The following is a 23,488-nucleotide window of genomic DNA, read 5'->3' on the forward strand; positions in this document are numbered from 1 at the left end:
CAATGAAAAAAGCGCCAATGAAAGACTTAGAAATAAACATCGATAAAACATCTTCAACTTTGACATATTTGTCTCCTCCTTTATTATGATAAAGAACTTCGCTGAAATGACTGGCGGAATGCATTTCTATGCCACTCCAACATTAATACACATAAGTTGCAATTATATATTATGTAAATAATGCTATGCCTGTTTTAAAGTAGTTCAACCCTCATATGAGGTACCAGAGAAGCACCAAAAGATTATGTAATATTTTGTCTATAAGCTACTCTTTCCAGCAAAAAAAAGGAAATACTCCCCTTCTCCCGGTAAGGTGCTACCACACCCTGAAAAGCCTTTTTGGGAATGGAAACAAGAATACCTTTCGTAAAGAAAGTCCCTGTTGCATAGCATATTAAAAATAACACATCTGTAAATACCCTATTTGGGGTATATACAAATGGGTGGCTGCTTTTGAGTGAGAGGGGAGAAGAGAAATCTCCAATCTATCAAGAAGGGATAAGGGGTGTGTTTACAGTATGTTTAGTCAAATAAGTCGTAATAGTTTAGTTTAAGGAAAATGTTTTCTCCTGTTACATAAGAGGCACACGTGAATATCTTTTTCAAAAAACTAAACTAATACAATAAATCTATTTTTCAGAAAGCCATTTTATCGCCAAATTTCTAAAATCAGATTTGTTTGGCTATAAAACACCCTATGAAGTTCATTTTGGAGTTTATTACGAGAAAAGAATGATGAAAAGGTGTGGCGTGAGAAGAAAAATTGCGGAGGGCGCAGAAGGGTAAGTCCAGTCGCCCTACGAGCTACCTTCCGTTACCCTTCTGCACACTGTTATCATCGATGAATTAATGCATCTAACTATTAAGAATAAATGGCCTGGACAAATCCATCCACTTTAGGTGTCGCATGGAACTTAGCAGGCTACATTTAATTTTCTGAGAATACCATATCATCATAGGCTACTTCTAATTTATGTTTATGCTTCAGTTCTTCCTGTGCCAGAATTCTGCACATTTTTCTCATCTCCATGCTATCGGTTGATTGAGACATACTAACATAAAAATTATATGACTTTTGTTCCTTCTTCATGGCAATAATCAATACATCCTGAAAATCTTTGATTTCAGAGACGTCCTTGTCTACCAGGAATTCTGAGATATGCAAATCCTGTGTTTCGCCAGGTTTGAAACTCATCACTTTGGATGTGTCAAAATTTAACAACATCTCCTTGTGCTTTACCTCTTCTGCCGCAAGTTCTTTTAACCAGACCTTCGCTGCTGGGTCTGTAACATGCTTTAAGGCATCCAAATAAAACTTCTGCGATTTGTCTTCATGCATTACAGCTTTTTCAATGAGTTCTTTTACATTCATTATTGCAATCCCTCCCTACCGTTAAAAGTTATAACATGGATTTTTTATTTAAACGTATCAAGTTAGTTTTTTATTTTGCCTAACGCCTTCAATTCGGCAAGTTTATGTTCGGCTGCAATAGCCGCGGTAACGCCGTCACCCACCGAAGTTGCAATTTGCCGGTACGACCATTTTCTCACATCGCCTACAGCATAGACGCCCTCTATTTCCGTTTCCATGTGCATGTTTGTTTCAATGTGACAACCCGTATCAACGCACAACAAATTTCCCAAAAATGAGGTATTCGGCACACTTCCAATAAAAATGAAAATACCCTGACAAGGCAAGCTCTTTTTCTCCCCTGTTACCACATTTCTGGTAATAACGCCTTCTACACTTTCTTTGCCATGAATTTCTTCTACGGTGGTATTAAAACTGACGTGTATCTTCGGATTGGCAAAAGCATCTTCCTGATAAATCTTTGCGGCTTTGAATGCTTCCCCCCGGTGAATTATTTGAACTGTTTTAACATATTTTGTCAGGAAAATCCCTTCCGTCAAAGCGGAATCACCGCCGCCAACGACAACGACATCTTTGTCTCTGAAAAATGCCCCGTCACACGTAGCGCAATAACTGACACCTCTTCCGTAAAACTCGTTTTCACCCGGTATATCTAATTTTCTTGGATCGGCTCCACAGGCAAGAATAACCGCATAACTTGCATACACACCAGTATCTGTGGTTACTACCTTCAATCCATCTTCTACTGCTAGTTTCAGAACCTCTTCATAGCGGACAATCAATCCAAAGCGCTTCGCCTGTTCTTCCATCCGTTGTGTTAAGTCTACGCCGCTGATTACTTCGGGGAACCCAGGGTAATTCTCTACCATATCTGTGCCGGCTAACTGGCCTCCGGTAATTTTTCTTTCAAAAACCACCGTCTTTAATAATGCCCGGCAAGTGTAAACCGCCGCTGCAAGCGCTGCAGGCCCGCCACCCACTATTATTACATCGTAATCCCTGTTCACATCCCCTTTAATCCTTTCATGGCATTTAAAACCTGCCAGCCGTAAAAATTCAGCGCAAATTGTTTTTTCTCAATATGACATTCCAGGCATTGCTTTGAGCCTTTTGTCGCCCAATCGCGCGTTAGAAAAGCAGTTTTTGCCTGCAACCCTTGCGGCGTCAGTTTATCTTTCCCCATATGACAAAAATTGCATTCAACCGCCATCGTTTCGCAAAGTTCGAACATATTCCTTGCCTGGTTTTCTTTTTCGGTATAGCGTTTACCGTCTATATGACAATAATCGCAATCTACTCCAAGGGCAACAGATGCAGCCATCATTTTTTTTGAAATTTCACCATTTTCCGTAAAAACAGTTAACGCTTCATCATGACAATGATCGCATTTTACTCCAAAAAGTTCGGATATCTTTTCAACTTGAGATAGCCTCTCTTCCCTGGTTCCTTTAAAATAGGGGTTTGAATATGTTACAGAGGGTTGGCTTGTTTCATTTCTTTTTTCTGTACCAGTTGCTGCGTATTTACATAACGAAAGTGTAATCAGCATACTAATAACAGCAGCGTAAACCCGAATGTTTTTTTTGAGGGAAAATTTTAGCATAAGAATAAGATGAAAAAAAATTACCATTAGTCGAGTTTGTCAAATAAATCCTTGTTCGCACCACATGAAGGGCAGACCCAATCATCTTGTATCGATTCAAAAGAAGTCCCAGGTGCAACCCCATTATCCGGGTCGCCTTTTTCCGGATCATATACGTAGCCGCAAACACTACATTCCCACTTTTCCATTATAAATCCTCCTTTTTTTATATACCGAATTTAAACCTTTATCATGACAAAAAAACAGATAACCTTACAATTGCAATCACGCCCTATTTCTTTGTGCTGAAACAGGAAGACGAATTTTCAATGCGTATGTAAGCGTTTATATTTTACACTACCGCAATGATAGTTATCAACCAATAAGATATATTTTTTGAAGCGATAGGTGGGCATGCCTTTTTCTCTGACATTTACGGTTTTTCATTCAAAATATGTTTCTTTCCTGAAAAGTAAAGGCGCCTTTTTTCCACGTTTCGCAAAGATGTTTTTAAACTATTTTTTAAAAAAGGAATGTTTTTTAACTCCTAAGCCAAGCGGGGCAGACTTCATCGTGAGCTCAGTCGAACGATGATAAGTATATGGCGGAGATATGGTGGCACTGGCGGGAAACCAGCCAGCAAACAGAGAAAACAAACTTCTGCCTAAGTTCTCGTCGTCTGTTTATAATCTACTGGTTTCACCTTTCATATTTTGCGTTTTGCGCTTGCTTGGTTCTGGCTATGCCGCTAAGGTCATTCTTCGTTATCGAAGATGATAGTAACGGTGTGTTCTGATGTTTTTTTTATGTCTTCATCGGAAATATCTGTTGAAAGCGAACGCAGTTCTGTTTTTGATGCGGTTAATGCTATGAAGGGATTTGGTACTACCCCGCCCAGCATGAGTAAATAAGTGATCATGAGCGGTATTGAAACCATCATCAATACCTTTACGAAGGGGAAACGTTTTTTAACAACAATATCTTCTTCCTTTGTATCGAATTTATCCAATTCGATTTCTTTTTCATCCCAAAAAGCTTTATATAGTCTGAATTCTCCCTTTTTGCCTTTTAACGTAGTGGATTTTATAAATCGGGTATATATTTCGGACTTATTTGTCAGCGAGTTGTATGTATCTTCTGAAATGTATATCTCTCCCGGATTTGATGCCGATTCAATTCTTGACGCAACATTCACCACGTCCCCGAAAATGTCATTTTCTTCCACTACGCCATCTCCGGTATGCAAACCCATGGTAACGAGAAGGAGGGTTTTGGGTTTCTTTTCTACATTGTACCTGTCAAAACTTATTTGCGCTTCGACTGCAGCGCGAAGAGCCTTCTGTGCGTCTTCAAAGTAAGACAACGTGCCGTCTCCCATGGTCTTTACCAGTACGCCGTCATGTTTTTTGATAATAGGGAAAAGAACGTCATTGTGTTGTTTCATAATAGTACGGCTTGCGATATCGCCTTCCGCATCCGCAATGGCAGTCGAACCTTTAAGGTCGGTAAACATTACCGTCATGCGTTTGGTAAATTTTTCCTTGAGGAGGCTTTCCAGGTATTCCCTTTGTTCGATGAGTTTTTCTATGTCATTTGGCGGGGCATGGAGGCGTTTGTCTTTTTCATCCGTGTTTAATATCTCTTCTTTTGTCTTTTCAGCAAACTCTTCAATCGCAGGCTCTTCATTTCGTTCCACATACGCCAGAGCGCTTTCTTCTTGCGTCTGAACTGACGCTCTGTTGTTTTTTGTTTCTTCATGCGGGATTGTTTCGTCTTTCCCGGTTTCTACAGTCTCCTTTTCGCATTTTTCCTCTATTTCATCGTGTATTCTTTCATGGTCACACTTTTCTTTCGGCTCAGGCATGTTGTTCCCAGCAGAAGTACTTTCTCTTCGTGCATCATCTGTTTCAGGAAAAGACATCTCTTTTACTCCCTGCGATAAAGTGTAAAGGATTTCCTTACGGAATGGCTTTCTACTATACTGCTACTTTTTTTAACGGATGTTCACCCCCGCCAAAACAAACAAGTTGCGGTTTCAGAGGTATCTCATTTCAATCGGCATTTTACTGATTTTATCATATAACTTGCTCATGTATCGTATGGGCCACCAATCATATAAAAATATTTGAATAGGACGCCACATGGCGACCCAGCCGCTAATGAGCAATCCTTCCTTAATAATTTGCACCAGCATCCCATCTCCAAAACGGTCAATAACCTCTCCTATGCTGATACAAGAAAACAAAAACAAAATACCTATTAACAACGAAATACGCCCCCTTCTAAGTATAAAGCGCAATTCTTTGTTAGAAGTATTGAACCGGTAGTTAAAATAATTACGAATTGCATCCGGTATAAACCGTATCGCTTCTTCTCTGGAACTCTCAGGCAAATAAATAACTAATTTAAGCGGTGTATCATGTGGAAATTCTCTAACGGAAGCAACAATATATTCTTCCGCGTCATCATCAATGTCTTTCTCTCTAAAGGGAGCGGGATCAAACGTATTGAATAACTGACGTATATCTTTTAATTTTATCTCGATGAGATACGAATTGTTTTCACGTTTATAGCGGGACTCTATATTTTTCATAGAATATTGTCGTAATGAACAAACCCAGCATTTTTTGGCAAAATATTTAATGGTGAAATCCGATAATTGTGAAATCCGAAATACGAAATACGAAACACGAAATCCGAGACAAATTCTAATGACAAAATGATTTGAAATTCTAAACAAGTGCATCTTTTTTCGTGCTTCATATTTTTACCAGCCTGTGCGTGATCGCACGCAGAGAGGGATATTTTGGAGTTGTTTTGAATTTTATGCTTTGTTATTCGAATTTGTTTCGTATTTCGTACTTCGAATTTCGTATTTTTTATTCCTTGTTTGGTTTTGGCTATGCCAGTTTAGGAATTTCAATATTAATGTAGAGATGCATTGCTTGTGTCTCTACATTAATAAACGTGTGGTATTCCTTGCAAACTCAACGAATAAATCAATTGCCTTGCGCTGGTTTTTTGCAAAACCATTCCCGCCCCATTTCCATGGGACTTCGTTTTCCAAATTATGTTTATCAGACACAATAAGCATGCCTATTGCAGGTATTTTATGGAATCCGGCTACCGTTATCAATGCGGAGGTTTCCATATCCACTCCAATAATGCCATTTTTTCTCCAGAAGAGTTCTTTGGCCTTTGTCTGTCTGAATACAGCGTCAGTGCTGACTGTTTTGCCATACATAACACTATTTTCCCCGGTTTGACAAAGATAATCTTTCAACTCATCCAACAGGGCTTTATCAGGGAATGCGTTTATTTCTGCCGTTGCATAATGATGAGAGGCGCCTTCTTCTCTGATAATTTCGGTCGGAATTACGATATCGCCCACTTCCAAATCTTTTCCTATTCCACCACACAATCCAAATACGAAAAGACATTTACAACCCAGCGCCACCGCTATTTCAAAAGTACATACGGCGGCAGGAGCACCAAATCCACCTTGTATAAAAGAAACAGTATTTTTCCCTTCGATACTATATATATCAGGATGAGGAACAAAACCCGGCAGTGTAAAAACATTTTTTTTGGCTTTCAATCTCCTTTTTACATAAGGGATGCCTGCATTCGTTTCAAACATCACCAAACATTCTCCAATTTTTGCGGATTTTCGCAGGCCGGGTTGCCCCTTGCTTAAACAATCAACAGGTGAAATTATGCAAGGTGAATGATCGTCTTTATCAAACCAATTTCCGGTAAAATTTCTTGTCATATTTACCCAATACAAAAATTATCGTATTTGCCGCCTTATTTTATTATGTCGCGGCACATTTTCTTTAAACAGGCATCGGGTATAATGTAACAGGAATTAACACATCTTCCAAAATAAAACCGTATACAATATTTCTTCCATTTAAAACAACTTGTCTATAGAAAAATAAGGCGATAGGATGAGATTATAAGCAACAAAGCCGTCATGGAATATCCTTGCCTTACCAATTCATTACGTGATATTCTCTTGTCGGTTGTAAAAAGCAGTATAAGGTAAATTACATGAACACTTAAGCAGAGCAAATCAATTACTATGGATACATTGTCGATTGCCGCAATTCAAATGTGCTCTGTCCGTGATCGTGATAAGAACCTGAACACAGCGCTTATACTTATGGAAAAGGCCGTGCAAAAGGGGGCCAGGTTGATTGCGCTCCCTGAAAACTTTTCGTTTATCGGACAGGAAAGAGAGAATATAATATTCGCGGAAGAGAGAGAAACCGGGGAAATTGTTCATTTTCTCAAAAAATTTTCAATGAAACATGGTGTAGCGATTATTGGCGGGAGTGTTCCGCTCAGATCAACAAACAAAGCAAAAGTTACAAACACCTGCCTGGTTTTTGATCAATTTGGCGGGATAATCGGGGGCTATGATAAAATCCATCTGTTTGATTTTCACCTTGATGACAAGGCTGTTTACAGGGAATCTCATTATGTGAAACCGGGGAAACATATTGAAACGGTAAAACTTTTCGGGCATATCATGGGGTTGTGTATTTGCTATGATTTACGATTCCCGGAGCTTTTCCGCAAGCTGATGCTGCGTGGAATGGAAGTCTTGTTTGCGCCGTCAGCGTTTACAATGGAAACAGGAAAGGATCATTGGGAAATTCTCTTGCGTGCACGCGCCATAGAAAATCAGTGTTATGTGGTGGCGCCCGCCCAATACGGACGGCATAACGATGAGCGTATCAGTTACGGCAGAACAATGATCATTGACCCGTGGGGTAGTATTGTGGCGCAATGCCAGGACAATTTAATGGAAGACGTTGTTGTTTGCGAAATTGATTTTGCGTTTCTTGGCAAAGTGAGAAAACGTCTTCCCTGTTTAAAGCACATTCGCCGTGAACTATTTTTCCACGGTGAGGCATGATAACTACTTCGGATAATTTAATATACAGGAATTGTAACACTTTAGTTTTTTGAAAAATTCCAATAATAACATTGTAAGCGGATTGCATCAGCCCCTGTCCATTGAAATTAAAACGGATAGCAATTGGAAGATGTGTACAATAAAGGATATCAGTAAAATGGGATTTCGGGGTGAGGTTGAATTTGCAGCCAAAATTGGTAACGTATATTCGGGTAAGGTGGTTCTGAATACCGATGACCATAAACCCGGCAAGTTTTCCATCCGTGTAGCGTTTGCAAAAAGAGTGTGCCAAGACAGATATCAAATCGGGGCAGAGATTATAAACGGACGGGATAATTGGAAAAGGCTCTTTACCCAGACAGCCCATTGAGTAGCCCTATTTCACTGTGTACAAATGCTGGGAATAAGCGTTTTTACTTTGAGTTTAGTAACACCTTAGTTTTTTGAAAAAAAATCTGCCTGTAGCGGCAAGGCGTACATTGCCATTACAATTATTCTATTCCAGCGGAATAGCGTCTATATCATCTCTGGCAACACCTCTCCAGAGTCCTTTGATTTTTTCCGGTTCTGTTTTTTCAACTTTGGTGATCTTTTGAATTTTTATGTGATCCGGTTCCGGTGGTTTCCAAAGCATTGCCATATAATCGCCTGCATTGCCCACCTTTTCCGGTGTAGCCATAGTTATTTTCTCCCTTGAAAATCCATAGGTGACCAGTAAGCTTACGACTTTTTCCCGCAGGTCTGTTCTTCCGTGAAGAAACAGATAGACGTCTTTCCGGACATCTATTTCTTCCGAAGCGTTACTTTGCCGTGATGCAATTCCTAAGAAGACGATAATTGTAACCGCGACAATCTTACCCCACATTTTCAATCTCTCACACTTCGTTCCCTTTCTTTCCGTGCGAACAGGCTTTATTTCAAGTGTCATGATTTTTCCCTTTCCAGTTTAATGTTTAGAAATTTCAATATTTTTTAGTTAAGCAATGAACAAACCCACCCCTGCCCCTCCCAAGAGGGGAATTTTATAAGTCCCCTCTTGGGAGGGGATTGAGGGGTGGGTAAAAATGAATGCCATTGAGTTTTTGCCTTTTAAAACCCAACCTATTTTACGCTGAATAAACATGGTTTCTTTATGACCATATGCCCGGTATGACAGTTTCGCAGTCTTTGCATTTGTTATCTTTAATATGGTTTTCCAATATTCTGTATCCAGCCCGCCGGATTAAAATATGCCGGCAGTTAGGGCAATAGGTATTTTCCCCGTTGTGACCTGGAACATTGCCCACATAGGGGAAAAGGAGCCCTGCATCAAAGGCAATTTCCCTTGCGTTTTCCAATATTTTTACTGGTGTGGGCGGCAGGTTTTTTATCCTGAATGTCGGTTGAAAACGGGTAAAATGAATCGGCACTTCCGGACCAAGCTCATTTTTTATCCACTTGCACATTTCCCGGAATTCTGCCTCGGAATCGTTGAGAGTAGGTATAATCAATACCACGATCTCAAACCATATTCCAATATCTTTTAAAGTTTTCAGGGTTTGCAATACCGGTTTTAGTTCTCCGGCACAGACGTCTTTGTAAAACTTTTCCGTGAAACTTTTCAGATCGATCTTCACTGCGCTAAGGTATTGGCACAATTCCCGCAAAGGTTTTTCCTGAATGTAACCATTTGATATCATCACGTTATTCAAGCCGTTTTTGCCGGTCAGCTTTGCCGTGTCGTACATATATTCATAAAACACTACCGGCTCTGAATAGGTATAGGCAATTGTTTTGCATCTGCCTGATTTAGCTTCATTCATCACGTCTTCCGGCGTCAATCTGATACTGTCGGTCTGTTCCGGCCGGTATTGTGAGATTTGCCAGTTCTGGCAGAATTTACACTCCACATTACACCCCGCAGTGGCAATGGAATATGCCCGCGTTCCCGGTAAAAAGTGAAATAAGGGCTTTTTTTCGATAGGGTCTGCATTGAGTCCGCATACACGGGAATGAACCAGGGTGTAATACGTGCCGTTCCTGTTTTCTCTTACACCGCAATATCCCCGTTCCAACTCCGCAATGGTGCATTCCCTCGGACACAATACGCACTGTACCCGCGTATCCTCAAGTTTTTTGTAATGCCGTGCTTCTTCAACCGGGAAACCCTGATTGATTCCCTTCAATTTTTCAGCAGTATAAACATCTTCCGCCAGCGATGTTAATTTGTCTCCAAAACAAAGACCGCATGCGCCAAATACACCGGCTTTGATTAACGTTCTTCTTGTAATCATAAAACAATACGTCCGTCAAAAATGAATACTTTTAAGGTTGCATTCTCACGTAAAAAATTGTAACCCTCATGTGCGGCTATGTCAAGCAAGGGAATGATAATTAGTGTTTTATAAAATTGACAATTGAAAGAATGTTTAGTATGGTTATTTTTTGATACCTGCTTAACAAAGGCAATACAAGCACTTTCACGATATTTTTTGTTTCGGGGAGGAGTAACAATGTGTAAAAAAGCCGTTTTTTATTTATGCGCCGTTTTTCTGCTATTTCCCGCGATAATTTGTTTCCCAGGGGGACCTCTCCTGGGGGGAGATATTGCGGCAGTTGTGAATGGCAAGAATATTAAAAAAGACGATGTCGATAAGCGTTTAAACATGTTTAAGGATGCCGATGCGGAAACGTACAATGCAATCCGGCAAGAGGTGATCGAACAACTTATCACTGACATTTTACTGGAAGATTTCATCGATAAACAAGGGATTGTTGTCACTCCAATGGAAATGAATAGGGAACTGATGCTGATAAAAAAAGAAATTGCCGAAAATGAAGACGAAGCGGACGCCTTTTTAAGGGATATGCTTGCTTCCATCGGTTCGAATTTATATGATTTCGAGAAAACAATAAAACATTCCCTCGCCCTTGAGAAATATTTTAAAGGCTCGCTCGATTCCCAAAACCTGAAAAGATTCTTTGAGAAAAACAAGCATTTTTTTAATGGGGAGGCAGTAAGGGTAAGTCATATTTTTATCGACACGAAAAAATTTAATTCCGGTGATGGGAGCGAAAAGGTGGCGCAGTTGATCAATACCTTGAAATCCGAACTTGATAAAGGGGCTGATTTTGAAGAACTTGCACGAGAATATTCTGACGGCCCTTCTGCTTCGAAAGGCGGAGATTTAGGTTTTATTCAAAGGAGGGGCGGTACATATGATGAACCGTTCTTAAGCACGGCATTTTCGCTACGCATTGGGAAAGTAAGTGAACCGGTAAAGTCGGAGTATGGATATCATCTGATAAAAGTTACCGGCAAAAGAGAAGGGGTTGCCGTAAACTTTGAAGATGTTATAGGTGATGTACGTTCAACGATGTTGGATGAAGAAATACTTGGATTACTGAAAAGACTCCGAAGTGAAGCAAAGATTGAAATTATACAATAGCGTTTATCACCGCATGCCAAATATCCCTCATGGCAAGCGTTTTTATTTACCAAGAATTTTTTCTACTACCGTAAGTTTCTGCGCCAGATGAAAGGTGATTTTTTCAATCGCCATATCAACAGCGGGGCCAAATTTCGGGCCCGAGGTAACCCACCATTCCCATTCGATATGTGAGGTAACGACATCCAATCCTATCCCCTCTGCAAAAACTTCCTCTTCCCACAATTTGTTCGATTTTGCGTCATAGAGCGTGACGAAAAGAGAAAGCTTATGTTCTCCTACCGCATGTAATACCGCCTCCTCAATTTTCAGCCGTATGTCCGAATCTTTTAGGCGAAACTCCAAAATCCCATCCAGTGATTTTTCTTCCGGTAAAGCCGTATCATCACGGTTATTTAAAAAAACGACTTCTCTAAAGATAATTTGGCAGGTTTCTCCGATTTTTTCAGCAAGAGGTTTTCCTACGGGAAAAACAAAGTCTTGAATACCTATGATGTGATGCGATACTTTTTCAATCTGTTCATGATTTCTCAGGTCGGGGTCAATATAAATACCCATAGTCAATGGTTGCTGTGGTATTTCATAAAGCCTCTTGTCGATTGAAGGGGCAATGGTAACTGGGGGTTTTTGTGTGCTGAAACAACCACCCAACATCAAAAAAACAAGTAAAGCTAAGCTGGTTTTCTTTTTAATACATTTCAAGTTATAACCACCCTCTCTTTTTATTCCTTCGAAATAAATTTTTCAGGCGGGAAATTATTTTCCAACGCGATGTTTTATCTCATCCACTTTATTGGAACATCACTGCTGTTTCTCCCAATAAGCACTACGCCTGTTAGTTTCTTTTGACTATTGTACATGGGGTATGATTTTAAGAGTATAGGGTCGCCCGTTTTAAAGTTCAGCATTTCTCCGCATATAGAATGGCCTGTTTTTAAGGTTTGCCAGATCAGACAATCTTTGCATGCTGATACAAATTTATGCTTTGTCGCAAAACATTTCTTATCAACAGGTTTGCCCGGGAAAAATTGCCTGGCAGCCTTGTTTAATTTTTTTATATTAAGTTCTGCATCAAATATGACAATGGGGTCTGTTATCGAATCAATGAAAGAGTCGATTCCCCCATGCTTCTCTGAAAATATTAATGATATGCTACGGTTTTTACTGGTTTTCATAGTAAAAAACAAATGCAAATGATTTGCAAGAATGACGTTTGTTAACAAGATATCACTTAATGTTTATAATTTTTATTCACTACATTTGTATCATTAGGCAATTATAGTGCCATCTTCAAGTTATTTATGTATACGACATAAAGTATTTTGCAACCATTGGAATGTTCTGTAGATAAGTAAATAGAAATATTTTTCAATGGCTTGTCGTGCAAAAATTGCGGACATGATATAGTGCGAAAAGAATGAATTCATTGGTAATAATCAGCCAACGAACTATTTAAAAAGGATATTACGATTTACGATAATCTCCCCCCACTGGGGGGGGGGCAAGGGAGGGTGCGTCTTACGCATTGTAATTTGTATATTGCGTTTTGGACTTTTATAGCGGTACATAGCGCTATTATCCAAATAAACGCATGGTTCTTGTTGCAAACACGACGGGGGAAACGAAACCTTTTTGTAAAATAAAAAAGCAGTTACCAACACACGTGATAACTGCTTTTATAATAGTACGCTGCAACTGTTTGACTTTAAATTAGTGACTCCCTGACGGATGAAGGGCTTTTGAGCCAAGATCCAATGACACAAATAGGATGTTCCCTTCTTCGAGGCTGATTTCTTTGTGTGCGCTTTGCCCGCCATGCTCGTGAACGGAAATCTCATATGTACCAGGCCTCAACTCAAATACACAGGTGCCATTCTTGCCCGTAGTGCATTCTTCATCACCAACTTTTATTTCAGCACCTTCAATTGGTGTACCAATAGCAATAGCCGTTACCCATAATTTTGCAGATTTTACGTCGTAAGCCTGCGCTGTTGTCATGCCAATTCCTGCGATAAGCGCTGCACCAAACATTCCCGCCAATACCTTCTTTAACATTACTAATTCTCCTTTCCTATCTTTTTAAAATATAACATATAAGACTACTATAGAGTATACAAAGTATTTATCTCCCTCCTTGTATTCCACCCCCTTTCGTTAAGTATATCGTCGCAACAGTATTGCCTATGCTTTTAAAATAGTGACTCATTATACATTTTAAACTTTCTTCGTCAAGTATATATTCACAAGTGAAATGTACGACGGATAGAGATGTTTTTGCAAAGGCGGTTGTCGCTTTTCTTATGATTGAGCAGGGCTTTTGCGTAACAATGTAAGCGTTTTTCTTTAGTTCTTTTCTTTTAAATACACAGGTATCAATTAATTTAATTCCTTTATTTCAAACATTCCCTTTGGAGGATTCAATAATATGATTTTAATTCTCTCGTGCCATAATTCGCCGAATGCTTTTATTTCGTCGTCTGTGCCTTTTCCCGTCACTGCCAGCGGCATTAAATCCCCCATTTTAGGGTCCATGGGAAGCATGTGATTGCGGTAGCTGATTTCTATTTTTTTATTGTTGTCCATTTTTTCAAATATCACAGTACATACCGCGCCTGGTTCCGCCTCTTCTTCTTCATTAAACGAAAGCAGGTTGTGCCTGTTGTATCTGCCGCCGCCCAGCCCTTTGAAACCCGTCTCTCCGGAAGCCCCTGTTATTAAAGTGACAACTTGCGATATCGGGCCGTTTACCTTGTAGTCTACGCCGCCCTTGAATGTAACCAAAATGCGTCCCCGTTCGGGCGTCTCATTTTTATATAAGGTTTTTAAGGCTAATTGAGTCATTTTATAAGCGCCGGAAACAGCGGGACATGAATGCCCGGCGAGCTTTATTACGTCTGTATAGTTAAAGACAAATGGTTCGTTCTTATCAATCGCGCCAAGTGCCACCGCAAGCATATCCCTTATCTTTATGGGTTCAACCTCATTAAAAAAAGGCTTGTTAAAATGTGTTTTCTCCATTATTAGAGTTTCTCCTCTCAATAAAAATGTAATAGTGTTGTAAATTGTTACTATTTGTTTGACTACAATTCCAAAGCGTCTCTTTTAGTCTTCAAGCGTAGAAATATCTCCGGTAGGCAACCCGAGATCTTTAGCCTTTAAAAGTCTGCGCATAATTTTACCGCTTCGGGTCTTTGGCAGATTTTCACAAAATTCTATTTCGCGGGGATAGGCGTGTGCAGCAAGATGATGTTTTATGAATTTTTTAATCTCCTCAGCCAATTCACTGGAAGGTTTAAATCCCTCTTTAAGGGCGATAAATGCCTTGATGATCTCACCCCTTTCAGGGTCAGGTTTGCCTATGACCCCTGCTTCAGCAACCGCCCGATGTTCAAGCAGGGCGCTTTCCACTTCAAAAGGTCCTACCCTATGGCCTGAGGTGTTAATAACGTCATCCGCTCTTCCTACAAACCAGAAATAACCTTCTTCGTCTTTATATGCAGTATCACCGGTAGTATACCATCCCGTTATATTGAAATATTCTTTAAAACGGCCTTCGTCTCCCCATACTTTTCTCAACATAGAGGGCCAGCCTGGTTTTAATGCCAGAATGCCGTGATGTCCATCCGGGAGTTCATTTCCCTCACTATCAATAATTGCAGCCTTAATGCCTGGAAACGGCTTTCCCATAGAACCGGGTTTTATAGGTATGCAAGGATAATTCGCTATCATGATGGAACCTGTCTCTGTCTGCCACCATGTATCATGGATTGGAAGGGTGTATACATTCATGCCCCACTTTATTACTTCAGGGTTAAGGGGTTCTCCCACGCTGCAAATATACCTCAAACTTTCCAAATCGTATTGTGCAACAAGGTAATCACCGGATTTCATTAACATGCGTAAAGCAGTGGGAGCGGTATACCATACCGTGATCTTATATGATTGTATGGCTTCATACCACTTATTTGCATCAAACCTGCCATCATATACATACATTGAGACGCCGTTTAACCATGGTCCCCACATGCCATATACTGTTCCCGTCACCCAGCCTGGGTCTGCCGTGCACCAGTAAATGTCGTCATCTCTCAGATCCAGCGACCATTTTGTGGTAATATAGTGGGAAATCATGTCGTTGTGCACATGTGTTATGCCCTTCGGCTTTCCCGTCGTTCCGGAAGTATATAATATATACAAAGGATCTTCCATATCCATCCATTCCATTTCAAACCGTTCCGATGCGTCTTTCATCAAGGTTTTATAACATACATTTCCCTCTTCTAATTCATAATCTTCCTTAACACTCACCAGTACAATCCGTTCCAATTTAGGCAATTCCCATAGCACGGCATCAACACGCTCTTTTAATTCAGGGGTAGTGATAAGGACTTTCGCCTCACTGTTCTGCAACCTGTCCCGCACAGCATCAGGCCCAAATGCAGAAAACATTGGGCCTGAAATGGCGCCGAGTTTTGCAATTGCAATCATACTGATGAAAAGCTCCGGCAAACGCGGCAAGAATAAAAAAACGCGGTCTCCTTTGCCTACACCTAATGACTGCAACATATTGGCGCATTTATCGGAAAGGATTTTCAATTCCTGAAAGGTATACTTTACGTGTGTGCCATCAGAACCTTCCCAATACAGCGCCACCTTGTTTTTTCTCCACGTTGTGGCGTGTTTATCGATGGCCTCATAAGCAATATTTACCTTATTACCACCGAGACTTAGCTCTTTTTTTACCGCCTCCCATGAGAAATTCTTATACTGGTCTTCATAACAAATGAGATTAAATGCTTCAGGGTGTTTATTTATTATTTCAGTCTTATTCATAGCGTAACAAACTAAAATGGCATAGCCAGAACCAAACAAACAGGAAATAAAAATACGAAATTAAAAGTACGAAATACGAAATAAATTCGAATAACAAAGCATAAAATTCAAAACAACTCCAAAATATCCCTATCTGCGTGCGATCACGCACTGGCAGGCAAAAATATGAAGCACGAAAAAAGATGCACTTGTTTAGAATTTCAAATCATTTTGTCATTAGAATTTGTCTCGGATTTCGTGTTTCGTATTTCGGATTTCACAATTATCGGATTTCACAATTAAATATTTTGCCAAAAAGTGCAAAAAACTAACTTGTTAATAAAAAACAAAACTCCTTTCCATGTATAGCTTAAGGTCGCTACTGTAGCCAATCATGGGGAAAGGAGTTAAAGATGAAAAAGAGTTTAGTACGTACGGTATGGGAATGCAAATATCATATTGTGTGGGTACCAAAAAAGCAAAGAAAAATTGTGCAGGGGAAGCTTCGTCAAGAGATTGGAACAGTGGTACCCAATCGACGCCCAATTCCCGGTAGGCAGTACCTGCCATACATGGTGAAATTCCCTGACATTTTTATTTTTCAAAAAACTAAAGTGTTGCCAAAAAAAGATGTTTTACCGGATAACACTGTAGTAAGATATTTGGTTATTGGTCATTAGTAATTAGTCATTAGTCATTAGTCATTGGTCATTGGTCATTGGTTAATTGTAAGCTTGTGAAGGATTTTTTAATTTGTGAAATCGGTAGTTCCCCTATGATTTCCATTTGCTCCTGAACGGACGGCAAAATGCATAAATTTATTGTCACGCATCGGGATAGTGAGCTTACGCTGCTTCATTTTATTGCAAATAAACTTTCCTTGTCTAATAAAAAAGCAAAACAGCTTTTGGATGACCGTTTGGTGTTTGTCAATAGAAAAAGGGTGTGGATTGCTTCCTATCAATTAAAAACAGGCGATAGCATTGAGGTTCTTCCCGGCAAGACGCGCCAACCGGAAAAAAAGAAATACGATATTCTCTTTAACGATGATTGTTATGTAATTGTTTCAAAACCCCCTGGCATCGTAACAAATGGGCAGAATAGTATCGAGAGTGATTTGCGGGCGCAGTTTAACAGTGACCAGATACAGGCTGTTCACCGGTTAGATAAAGATACCTCCGGCGCATTGATTTTTGCTAAAAACAAAAACGCTTTTGAAGAGATGAAAAAGGTGTTTAAAAAGCATGAAATTCAAAAGATTTATCGTGTAATCGTAATGGGAAAGATTTGTAAACCGGCCTTCACTATTAATAGTCCTGTTGGCGGACAAACAGCCGTAACACACATTACATTATTAAAGAAAGGGGAAAACACATCATACCTTGAGGTAACCACAGAAACGGGCAGAAGGCATCAAATCAGAATTCACCTTGCATCCATTGGCCACCCGGTAATAGGAGAAACGGAATACGCACGGAAACAAATTGAGAATACACTACACAGAGAGGCGAAAAGACAAATGCTTCACGCACATAGGATCTCCTTTGTTCACCCCTATACAAAAAAGAAAATTTCTGACACTGCGCCTATTCCCCATGATTTTATACAATGTCTCCGGTTGTTATTTTCCTGAGTTATACTGTAGTATTGTTTGGCAATCAGGCTATAAGCGTTTTGCGAAAAATAAAAACAGTAAAAAAAGCTTGTGTTATTTAGTACAAGATAATATTGTTTTATTAGTATGAATACAATTTATAGAGAGACAAAACTAACGGCTTCAATTTCTTCATGCCTCATAATTGTGATAGCTTTCATTTCTTTTTTCATTGTTAGTAAAGGTGCTGTTTCAGCCATGGGCGGTAAAAATGCTATATTAGATGAAGATGCTTTTACCTTACAACGCAAACAGATGGTAGAAAGGCAGATTGCGAACAGGGGAGTGGCTGACAAAAGGGTATTGGATGCCATGGAATCCGTCCCCCGGCATTTGTTTATTCCGGAAGAAAACCGTCATTATAGTTATTTTGATAATCCTTTGCCGATAGGTTATGGACAGACAATATCCCAACCATACATTGTGGCATTTATGACAGAACTATTGCAGCCGGATGAAGATGCTGTTGTCCTGGAAATTGGCTCCGGTTCAGGATATCAGGCTGCCATTCTTGCCAAACTGGTAAAGCAGGTATATACAATAGAAATAGTGGAAGAATTAGGCCTCCAGGCAAAAAAACTGTTACAAACCTTGGGATTTGATAATGTCGAAGTCAGGACAGGCGATGGTTATAACGGTTGGCCGGAACATGCTCCCTTTGACGCAATAATAGTAACTGCCGCAACAGAAAAAATTCCACAACCACTTATTGATCAACTTAAACCATCAGGACGTATGGTGATCCCGGTAGGCGGCGTGTATGAAATACAGGAATTAATGTTGATTACAAAAGATGCATCATCGAATGTCGTAAAAAAATCTATCATTCCTGTCCGGTTTGTTCCACTAATCAGGAAGTGATACCCTCCGTCTAATTCGTAAGCGTAGGAATGAACACCCTGTTTTTCTCTATTTCTCTCCCCAGTTTACAGTCGGCAATCTGCAATCTGCAATCTGCAATCTGCAATTTGCCGACTGGCGATTGCCTACTGTAGACTGCCGACTGCAAACTGCCGCTTTCCTCCCGAAATAGTTATTTATCCAAAAGTTGGAAAAACACGGGATATTTTGCTACTATATTGCCATATGAAATTGTGTTTTTTTGTAATAAAATAAATATCACTTTTAAAGGAGGATTCATTATGGCGACTACCGATGATTTAAAAGAGGCGTTTGCAGGAGAATCGCAGGCGAACAGAAAGTATCTTGCTTTTGCAAAAAAGGCTGAAGAAGAAGGATATGCTCAGGTTGCAAAGCTTTTTCGTGCTGCTGCCGAAGCCGAAACCGTACATGCCCACAGTCACCTTCGTGCTTTAGATGGAGTCCGCAGTACGAAAGAAAATATCCAGGAAGCAATAAACGGTGAAACGTATGAATTTACCAAAATGTATCCGGGAATGATCGAAAATGCAAAAAAAGAGGGCAATAAAAAAGCGGAGCAGAGTTTTACCTTCGCAAATAAAGTGGAAAGCATTCATGCAAATCTTTACAAAAGAGCTTTGAATAATCTGGAGAATAATGAAATTGTGGACTATTATGTGTGTCAGGTCTGCGGCAATACTGTTGAAAAAGCAGCTCCTGATGCATGTGAGATATGCGGTGCTCCCATGAATAAGTTTAAGTTGGTGGGATAAAGATTTTACCCCATTCCGTAAAACCACAACCAAAAAGAGTTTAACCACGAAGTACGAAGGGTACGAAGAAAAACTTACAAAAAAAAGAGGTTTTTACAGGGGAATACTGTAATAAAGAGAGATATGTCTATGGACAATAAAAGGGAAATGCTAACGGGCAATGCTGCCGCGGCCTGGGGTGCGCGATTGGCAGAAGTTGACTATGTTCCAACATATCCGATCACTCCACAAACGGAGATAATCGAAAAACTGGTGTATTGGATAAATAATGGAGAAATGGACGCCATGTTTGTCTCCCTGGAATCGGAGCATTCAATGATTACCGCCGCTGGCGCAGCGAATGTAACGGGGGTAAGGGTTTTTACCGCAACGTCAAGCCAGGGCCTTCTGTACGGTTACGAAATGCTTTACACCGTGGCAGGATGGCGCGCCCCTTTTGTTATGGTAAATGTATCCAGGGGCTTATCTGCGCCGATAACGCTTGAACCGGATCACAACGATATTCTCTCCGCACGTGATACAGGTTTTTTACAGATTCACTGCGAGTCGTGCCAGGAAATTTTAGATTCGATTTTGATTGCGTATAAATTGGCGGAAGACGAGCGAGTCCTCTTGCCGGTGCTTGTCAATTTTGATGGTTTCCATCTTTCTTTTACGAGAGAACCGGTTGAAATACCCGATATCAAAGAAGTGAGATGTTTTTTACCTGCGTATACCTCCAGGCATGCGTTTTTCAAGGCAAGCCAGCCATCGTCACAAGGAGTAGCTGTGCTGGGCGGGTTTGCATATACGTATTTCAAATACCAAATGCATCTTGCCAGCAGAAATAGTCTCAATGTTTATAAAGAAATTGCCGGGGAATTTGAAGATGTGTTCGGAAGGCGCCATGGTGTTGTGGAGGAATTTATGATGGAGAATGCAGAATATGTATTAATCATGACAAATTCCTTTTCCACCCTTGGAAAGGCGGCAGTAAAAAAAGCGAGGGCAAAGGGCATTCTCATCGGCCTTCTGAGAATAAGGATGATAAGGCCGTTCCCAGAAACTGACATTCAAGCGGCGCTTAGAGGCAAGAAGGCAGTTGCTGTGTTTGATCAAAATATAAGCGTTGGAAAGGGCGGTATTTTGTTTTCAGAAATTGCCGGTTGTCTGTACAACGAAAGGGAAAGGCCTGTATTACTTTCTTTCATTGGCGGCCTCGGCGGCAAAAACGTAAGTCCGGAAGAATTTGAAGTGATTTTTGCACATTTGCAAAAGGCAAACAAAACAGGCGCGACTTCAGATCCATACCTTCTTTATACAAAAGAAGAATGGGACGGAATGGAAAATTTAAAAAAAATCGCCGGCAGAAGTGGTTAACATAGGGAGTAATTTTCTATGAAGATGAATACTATTAAATCTATTCGCGATATTCCTTTGCATGAGAATATTTATCCTGGTACCCCTGCATGTGCCGGTTGTGGCGGGCTTTTATCATTGAGGCATTGCCTAAAGATTTTGGGGGGAAATATTGTTATCGTCAATGCTGCGGGATGTTTTACCCTTTTGTCTGTCTATCCTTACACACCCTTCAGGAGTTCGTGGCTTTATACGGCAATGGCATGCGCCCCTGCAGGGGCGCAAGGGATAAGGGATGCCCTTGATATTTTGATAAAAAAGGGAAGGTTAAATCCAGATGAGAATTTGAAGGTAGTCGTATTAACAGGAGATGGTGTTGCGTATGATATTGGACTCGCATCTACTTCCGGCGCTCTTTATAGGAATGTAGATTTTTATTACCTGTGTTCCGATAATGAGGCATATGGCAACACCGGTTTTCAAGCTTCGGGAGCAACGCCATTTGCCTCCAACACGCACACTACTCCGGCAGGGAAAATGAATCCGTTGGGAGAGTTATTTTATAAGAAGGATCTTTTTGAGATATGGAGAAGCCATAAACCTCCCTATCTTGCAACTATTTCCCCCGCCCATCCGGTGGATTTGATAAATAAATTTGAAAAGGCAAAACACTATAAAGGGCCAAAATTGTTTATTAATCTTTCACCATGTCCTCCGGGCTGGAATACCGATCCGTCTCATTCAGCAAAACTTGCGAAGCTCGCGGTTGACACTGGCGTTTGGGCGTTGAAAGAGGCTGTTTATGGGGAAATAAGTCACACGATTATCCCACGAAAATTTAAACCTGTTGAAGAATATTTGAGCGCACAGGGAAGATTTACACATCTCTTTCAGCCGGTGAGGCAGGAAGGGGTGATCAGCCAAATCCAGTCATTCGTTGATCAGTATTGGAAAGGAATTCAGGGTTGAAATTAGGTTGTTAGTCCCTTATCGGTAATTTCTTTGTTTTTGTTCACAATCCACAATCCACAGTCAACAGTCTGCAATTTGCCGATTGCCGATTGCCGATTGCCGACTGTTGACTGTTGACTGCTACGGAATAATAAATTCCAAGTCCCTTATATTATCTACTGCGCAAAAGGGGGATTATGCGTTCATTAAATTGTTGCAATACCTTTGCCCGATGGCTGATTTTATTCTTAACCGATGTTGAAAATTGGGAAAGCTCCGCAAGTGTCTGATTGTAATATGGTATGAAAAAAATAGGGTCGTACCCAAAACCTCCGGAACCTCGTGGTTCTTTTGCGATAAATCCTTCGCAGTAATCTTCTACCACAAATAGTAATTGGTGCGGACTCGCCAGTGCAATGGAACAGACAAATCTGGCTGCACGTTTTTCTTCGGTAACGTTATATAATTCAGAGAGTACTTTTTGAATATTTGTTTTGTCTGTGGCATCAGGGCCTGCATACCTGTTTGAAAGAACGCCCGGACGTCCATTTAACGCTTGTATTTCAAGTCCTGAATCATCTGCCATTGCCCATGTATTACATGCCTTTGCCAGGGTGGTTGCTTTTTTAATCGCATTATCCCTGAAGGTTTTACCGTCTTCTTCCACCACAGGGATAAAAGGAAAATCTTCGGTATCGCGAAAAATAATGCCCGGAATGTTTCCTGTGATAGCTAATATTTCCTCTTTTTTCTTCTGATTTTGCGTGGCAATAACAATTGTCTTTGAATGAATCTCGTTCACATATGAACCCATTTCAACCTCCTACGTTTCTTCGTATTATTAATGGTAACCAACGGTAAAAACACCACATTTTTTTCTCATGAATTATAACGTGTTTATTAACATTATCATTTCTGCCAAAGGCAGAAATGATAAGAGCGCAGTCCTCAGTCCTCAATCTGCAATTTGCCGACTATCGTAAGACGACCCCCCTGTCCCCCCCCAGTGGGGGGGATTTGGAGACTGTAGACTGCTACTTGCTACGGTTAATAGAAAATCCCAAGTCCCTTATTACGTTCCCAACGCCTTTTTTTGAATTTCAGTTATCTCACAAATTCCTTTACGGGCTAATGTAAGCATTTTTGCTAATTGATCTTCATCAAAGGCGTATTCTTCGCCTGTGCCCTGTACTTCAATATATTTTCCACTGCCGGTCATTACAAAGTTCATGTCTACCTGTGCAGCAGCATCCTCTGCATAGCACAGATCCAGCAATGCGATATTATTTACAATTCCTGCACTTATGGCTGCAACACTATTGATGATGGGATTTTCCTTGATAACATTTTTATCGAGTAACCATTGCACCGCGTCTACCAACGCGATATACCCTCCTGTAATTGCCGCCGTGCGGGTACCTCCGTCAGCCTGAATTACGTCACAATCGATCCAGATAGTTCGTTCTTTTAACAGCGCAAGATCGCAAATTGCCCGTAAAGAGCGGCCTATAAGGCGTTGAATTTCGTGCGTTCTTCCGGATATCTTTCCTTTTGTGGATTCTCTTGGCACCCTGGAAGGCGTCGCGCCAGGCAATAGCGAATATTCAGCGGTAATCCATCCCGTGCCGGTATTTTTAATGTGTGGCGGAACGTATTCTTCTATTGAAGCAGTACAAATAACTTTTGTATTGCCCGATTCTACAAGTACAGACCCTGCAGAATATTTGGTAAAATTTCTTGTGATGGTAACAGGGCGTAATTCATCGTATTTGCGGTTGTCAACTCTCATGGTT

At 40.5% G+C, this 23,488-nt stretch carries 25 protein-coding genes; 9 read left to right on the forward strand and 16 right to left on the reverse strand.

All coding sequences use genetic code 11. The annotated features are described in order from the left end of the window. Window positions 1-928: 928 nt before the first annotated feature. From ABJL82_RS12055 to ABJL82_RS12085, 7 genes are all read right to left on the reverse strand, one after another. On the reverse strand, window positions 929-1,372 hold the full coding sequence (locus ABJL82_RS12055) for a ferritin family protein (RefSeq protein WP_347274939.1): 444 nt from the start codon (window positions 1,370-1,372) through the stop codon (window positions 929-931). A 62-nt stretch (window positions 1,373-1,434) separates the two neighbouring features. Beyond that, window positions 1,435-2,379, reverse strand: a complete 945-nt coding sequence (gene trxB, locus ABJL82_RS12060; protein ID WP_347274940.1) for a thioredoxin-disulfide reductase — start codon at window positions 2,377-2,379, stop codon at window positions 1,435-1,437. Continuing rightward, window positions 2,376-2,921: a hypothetical protein gene (locus ABJL82_RS12065; protein WP_347274941.1), complete on the reverse strand. Its 546-nt coding sequence runs from the start codon at window positions 2,919-2,921 to the stop codon at window positions 2,376-2,378. The genes trxB and ABJL82_RS12065 overlap by 4 nt, the downstream gene beginning before the upstream one ends. Window positions 2,922-3,001: 80 nt before the next feature. Next, on the reverse strand, window positions 3,002-3,163 hold the full coding sequence (gene rd, locus ABJL82_RS12070) for a rubredoxin (protein WP_099325985.1): 162 nt from the start codon (window positions 3,161-3,163) through the stop codon (window positions 3,002-3,004). A gap of 545 nt (window positions 3,164-3,708) precedes the next feature. Continuing rightward, window positions 3,709-4,875 (reverse strand): adenylate/guanylate cyclase domain-containing protein, encoded by a 1,167-nt coding sequence (locus ABJL82_RS12075; protein ID WP_347274942.1) that lies wholly within the window; start codon window positions 4,873-4,875, stop codon window positions 3,709-3,711. Between the two features lie 114 nt (window positions 4,876-4,989). Beyond that, the gene (locus tag ABJL82_RS12080; protein ID WP_347274943.1) at window positions 4,990-5,547 is read right to left on the reverse strand and encodes a hypothetical protein; all 558 of its coding nucleotides are present in this window, start codon (window positions 5,545-5,547) and stop codon (window positions 4,990-4,992) included. A 360-nt stretch (window positions 5,548-5,907) separates the two neighbouring features. Then, window positions 5,908-6,594: a nucleoside phosphorylase gene (locus ABJL82_RS12085; RefSeq protein WP_347274944.1), complete on the reverse strand. Its 687-nt coding sequence runs from the start codon at window positions 6,592-6,594 to the stop codon at window positions 5,908-5,910. A 444-nt stretch (window positions 6,595-7,038) separates the two neighbouring features. Between ABJL82_RS12085 and ABJL82_RS12090 the strand changes: the two genes are divergently transcribed. Both ABJL82_RS12090 and ABJL82_RS12095 read left to right on the forward strand, forming a co-directional pair. After that, window positions 7,039-7,878 carry a carbon-nitrogen hydrolase family protein gene (locus tag ABJL82_RS12090; protein ID WP_347274945.1) on the forward strand — a complete coding sequence of 280 codons (840 nt, stop codon included), beginning with the start codon at window positions 7,039-7,041 and terminating at the stop codon, window positions 7,876-7,878. A gap of 130 nt (window positions 7,879-8,008) precedes the next feature. Continuing rightward, the gene (locus ABJL82_RS12095) at window positions 8,009-8,248 is read left to right on the forward strand and encodes a hypothetical protein (RefSeq protein WP_347274946.1); all 240 of its coding nucleotides are present in this window, start codon (window positions 8,009-8,011) and stop codon (window positions 8,246-8,248) included. A 126-nt stretch (window positions 8,249-8,374) separates the two neighbouring features. On the opposite strand, the gene ABJL82_RS12100 is transcribed toward ABJL82_RS12095, so the two are convergent. Further along, window positions 8,375-8,806 (reverse strand): hypothetical protein, encoded by a 432-nt coding sequence (locus ABJL82_RS12100; protein ID WP_347274947.1) that lies wholly within the window; start codon window positions 8,804-8,806, stop codon window positions 8,375-8,377. A gap of 202 nt (window positions 8,807-9,008) precedes the next feature. Further along, on the reverse strand, window positions 9,009-10,151 hold the full coding sequence (gene amrS, locus ABJL82_RS12105) for an AmmeMemoRadiSam system radical SAM enzyme (protein ID WP_347274948.1): 1,143 nt from the start codon (window positions 10,149-10,151) through the stop codon (window positions 9,009-9,011). 219 nt (window positions 10,152-10,370) lie between these two features. Here amrS and ABJL82_RS12110 point away from each other — a divergent pair, with 219 nt between their 5' ends. Then, window positions 10,371-11,306, forward strand: a complete 936-nt coding sequence (locus ABJL82_RS12110) for a peptidylprolyl isomerase (RefSeq protein WP_347274949.1) — start codon at window positions 10,371-10,373, stop codon at window positions 11,304-11,306. Window positions 11,307-11,348: 42 nt separating this feature from the next. Here the strand turns inward: ABJL82_RS12110 and ABJL82_RS12115 are convergent, their stop codons facing one another. The 5 genes from ABJL82_RS12115 to acsA form a co-directional block, all read right to left on the reverse strand. Next, on the reverse strand, window positions 11,349-12,008 hold the full coding sequence (locus tag ABJL82_RS12115) for a hypothetical protein (RefSeq protein ID WP_347274950.1): 660 nt from the start codon (window positions 12,006-12,008) through the stop codon (window positions 11,349-11,351). Window positions 12,009-12,082: 74 nt separating this feature from the next. Next, complete coding sequence (locus tag ABJL82_RS12120) at window positions 12,083-12,481, reverse strand: hypothetical protein (RefSeq protein WP_347274951.1); 399 nt, start codon at window positions 12,479-12,481, stop codon at window positions 12,083-12,085. A 535-nt stretch (window positions 12,482-13,016) separates the two neighbouring features. Next, window positions 13,017-13,361: a hypothetical protein gene (locus ABJL82_RS12125; protein WP_347274952.1), complete on the reverse strand. Its 345-nt coding sequence runs from the start codon at window positions 13,359-13,361 to the stop codon at window positions 13,017-13,019. Between the two features lie 321 nt (window positions 13,362-13,682). Further along, window positions 13,683-14,324, reverse strand: coding sequence for an FmdE family protein (locus ABJL82_RS12130; protein ID WP_347274953.1), 642 nt, complete (start codon window positions 14,322-14,324; stop codon window positions 13,683-13,685). 84 nt (window positions 14,325-14,408) lie between these two features. Continuing rightward, window positions 14,409-16,139, reverse strand: a complete 1,731-nt coding sequence (gene acsA / locus ABJL82_RS12135; RefSeq protein ID WP_347274954.1) for an acetate--CoA ligase — start codon at window positions 16,137-16,139, stop codon at window positions 14,409-14,411. A gap of 392 nt (window positions 16,140-16,531) precedes the next feature. Here acsA and ABJL82_RS12140 point away from each other — a divergent pair, with 392 nt between their 5' ends. The 6 genes from ABJL82_RS12140 to ABJL82_RS12165 all read left to right on the forward strand — a co-directional run bounded on the left by ABJL82_RS12140 (window position 16,532) and on the right by ABJL82_RS12165 (window position 21,713). Then, window positions 16,532-16,798 carry a transposase gene (locus ABJL82_RS12140; RefSeq protein WP_347274955.1) on the forward strand — a complete coding sequence of 89 codons (267 nt, stop codon included), beginning with the start codon at window positions 16,532-16,534 and terminating at the stop codon, window positions 16,796-16,798. A 128-nt stretch (window positions 16,799-16,926) separates the two neighbouring features. Further along, entirely contained in the window at window positions 16,927-17,751 is an 825-nt protein-coding gene (locus ABJL82_RS12145; protein ID WP_347274956.1) for an RluA family pseudouridine synthase, read from the forward strand. A gap of 276 nt (window positions 17,752-18,027) precedes the next feature. Then, entirely contained in the window at window positions 18,028-18,633 is a 606-nt protein-coding gene (locus ABJL82_RS12150; protein ID WP_347274988.1) for a protein-L-isoaspartate(D-aspartate) O-methyltransferase, read from the forward strand. A 281-nt stretch (window positions 18,634-18,914) separates the two neighbouring features. Further along, window positions 18,915-19,406, forward strand: coding sequence for a rubrerythrin family protein (locus tag ABJL82_RS12155; protein ID WP_347274957.1), 492 nt, complete (start codon window positions 18,915-18,917; stop codon window positions 19,404-19,406). 129 nt (window positions 19,407-19,535) lie between these two features. Further along, window positions 19,536-20,765, forward strand: a complete 1,230-nt coding sequence (locus ABJL82_RS12160; protein WP_347274958.1) for a pyruvate synthase — start codon at window positions 19,536-19,538, stop codon at window positions 20,763-20,765. 18 nt (window positions 20,766-20,783) lie between these two features. Beyond that, window positions 20,784-21,713: a thiamine pyrophosphate-dependent enzyme gene (locus ABJL82_RS12165; RefSeq protein WP_347274959.1), complete on the forward strand. Its 930-nt coding sequence runs from the start codon at window positions 20,784-20,786 to the stop codon at window positions 21,711-21,713. Window positions 21,714-21,867: 154 nt separating this feature from the next. On the opposite strand, the gene rdgB is transcribed toward ABJL82_RS12165, so the two are convergent. Both rdgB and rph read right to left on the reverse strand, forming a co-directional pair. Then, window positions 21,868-22,509 carry an RdgB/HAM1 family non-canonical purine NTP pyrophosphatase gene (gene rdgB, locus ABJL82_RS12170; protein WP_347274960.1) on the reverse strand — a complete coding sequence of 214 codons (642 nt, stop codon included), beginning with the start codon at window positions 22,507-22,509 and terminating at the stop codon, window positions 21,868-21,870. A gap of 258 nt (window positions 22,510-22,767) precedes the next feature. Continuing rightward, window positions 22,768-23,484 carry a ribonuclease PH gene (gene rph, locus ABJL82_RS12175; protein WP_347274961.1) on the reverse strand — a complete coding sequence of 239 codons (717 nt, stop codon included), beginning with the start codon at window positions 23,482-23,484 and terminating at the stop codon, window positions 22,768-22,770. Window positions 23,485-23,488 lie beyond the last annotated feature (4 nt).

This window comes from Candidatus Kuenenia sp. (assembly GCF_039794105.1).
Lineage (GTDB): Bacteria > Planctomycetota > Brocadiia > Brocadiales > Brocadiaceae > Kuenenia.

What these genes read in the sequence shown, in the direction of transcription:
- rph (WP_347274961.1), bottom strand. Translation starts at nt 23,484, where the DNA reads ATGAGAGTTGACAACCGCAAATACGATGAATTACGCCCTGTTACCATC.
- ABJL82_RS12155 (WP_347274957.1), top strand. Translation starts at nt 18,915, where the DNA reads ATGGCGACTACCGATGATTTAAAAGAGGCGTTTGCAGGAGAATCGCAG.
- ABJL82_RS12075 (WP_347274942.1), bottom strand. Translation starts at nt 4,875, where the DNA reads ATGTCTTTTCCTGAAACAGATGATGCACGAAGAGAAAGTACTTCTGCT.
- ABJL82_RS12160 (WP_347274958.1), top strand. Translation starts at nt 19,536, where the DNA reads ATGGACAATAAAAGGGAAATGCTAACGGGCAATGCTGCCGCGGCCTGG.
- ABJL82_RS12140 (WP_347274955.1), top strand. Translation starts at nt 16,532, where the DNA reads ATGAAAAAGAGTTTAGTACGTACGGTATGGGAATGCAAATATCATATT.
- ABJL82_RS12145 (WP_347274956.1), top strand. Translation starts at nt 16,927, where the DNA reads ATGCATAAATTTATTGTCACGCATCGGGATAGTGAGCTTACGCTGCTT.
- rdgB (WP_347274960.1), bottom strand. Translation starts at nt 22,509, where the DNA reads ATGGGTTCATATGTGAACGAGATTCATTCAAAGACAATTGTTATTGCC.
- ABJL82_RS12055 (WP_347274939.1), bottom strand. Translation starts at nt 1,372, where the DNA reads ATGAATGTAAAAGAACTCATTGAAAAAGCTGTAATGCATGAAGACAAA.
- ABJL82_RS12095 (WP_347274946.1), top strand. Translation starts at nt 8,009, where the DNA reads ATGTGTACAATAAAGGATATCAGTAAAATGGGATTTCGGGGTGAGGTT.
- ABJL82_RS12130 (WP_347274953.1), bottom strand. Translation starts at nt 14,324, where the DNA reads ATGGAGAAAACACATTTTAACAAGCCTTTTTTTAATGAGGTTGAACCC.
- ABJL82_RS12080 (WP_347274943.1), bottom strand. Translation starts at nt 5,547, where the DNA reads ATGAAAAATATAGAGTCCCGCTATAAACGTGAAAACAATTCGTATCTC.
- acsA (WP_347274954.1), bottom strand. Translation starts at nt 16,139, where the DNA reads ATGAATAAGACTGAAATAATAAATAAACACCCTGAAGCATTTAATCTC.
- ABJL82_RS12110 (WP_347274949.1), top strand. Translation starts at nt 10,371, where the DNA reads ATGTGTAAAAAAGCCGTTTTTTATTTATGCGCCGTTTTTCTGCTATTT.
- amrS (WP_347274948.1), bottom strand. Translation starts at nt 10,151, where the DNA reads ATGATTACAAGAAGAACGTTAATCAAAGCCGGTGTATTTGGCGCATGC.
- ABJL82_RS12090 (WP_347274945.1), top strand. Translation starts at nt 7,039, where the DNA reads ATGGATACATTGTCGATTGCCGCAATTCAAATGTGCTCTGTCCGTGAT.
- ABJL82_RS12085 (WP_347274944.1), bottom strand. Translation starts at nt 6,594, where the DNA reads ATGTTTGAAACGAATGCAGGCATCCCTTATGTAAAAAGGAGATTGAAA.
- ABJL82_RS12125 (WP_347274952.1), bottom strand. Translation starts at nt 13,361, where the DNA reads ATGTTAAAGAAGGTATTGGCGGGAATGTTTGGTGCAGCGCTTATCGCA.
- ABJL82_RS12065 (WP_347274941.1), bottom strand. Translation starts at nt 2,921, where the DNA reads ATGCTGATTACACTTTCGTTATGTAAATACGCAGCAACTGGTACAGAA.
- ABJL82_RS12120 (WP_347274951.1), bottom strand. Translation starts at nt 12,481, where the DNA reads ATGAAAACCAGTAAAAACCGTAGCATATCATTAATATTTTCAGAGAAG.
- ABJL82_RS12165 (WP_347274959.1), top strand. Translation starts at nt 20,784, where the DNA reads ATGAAGATGAATACTATTAAATCTATTCGCGATATTCCTTTGCATGAG.
- ABJL82_RS12100 (WP_347274947.1), bottom strand. Translation starts at nt 8,806, where the DNA reads ATGACACTTGAAATAAAGCCTGTTCGCACGGAAAGAAAGGGAACGAAG.
- rd (WP_099325985.1), bottom strand. Translation starts at nt 3,163, where the DNA reads ATGGAAAAGTGGGAATGTAGTGTTTGCGGCTACGTATATGATCCGGAA.
- ABJL82_RS12150 (WP_347274988.1), top strand. Translation starts at nt 18,028, where the DNA reads ATGGTAGAAAGGCAGATTGCGAACAGGGGAGTGGCTGACAAAAGGGTA.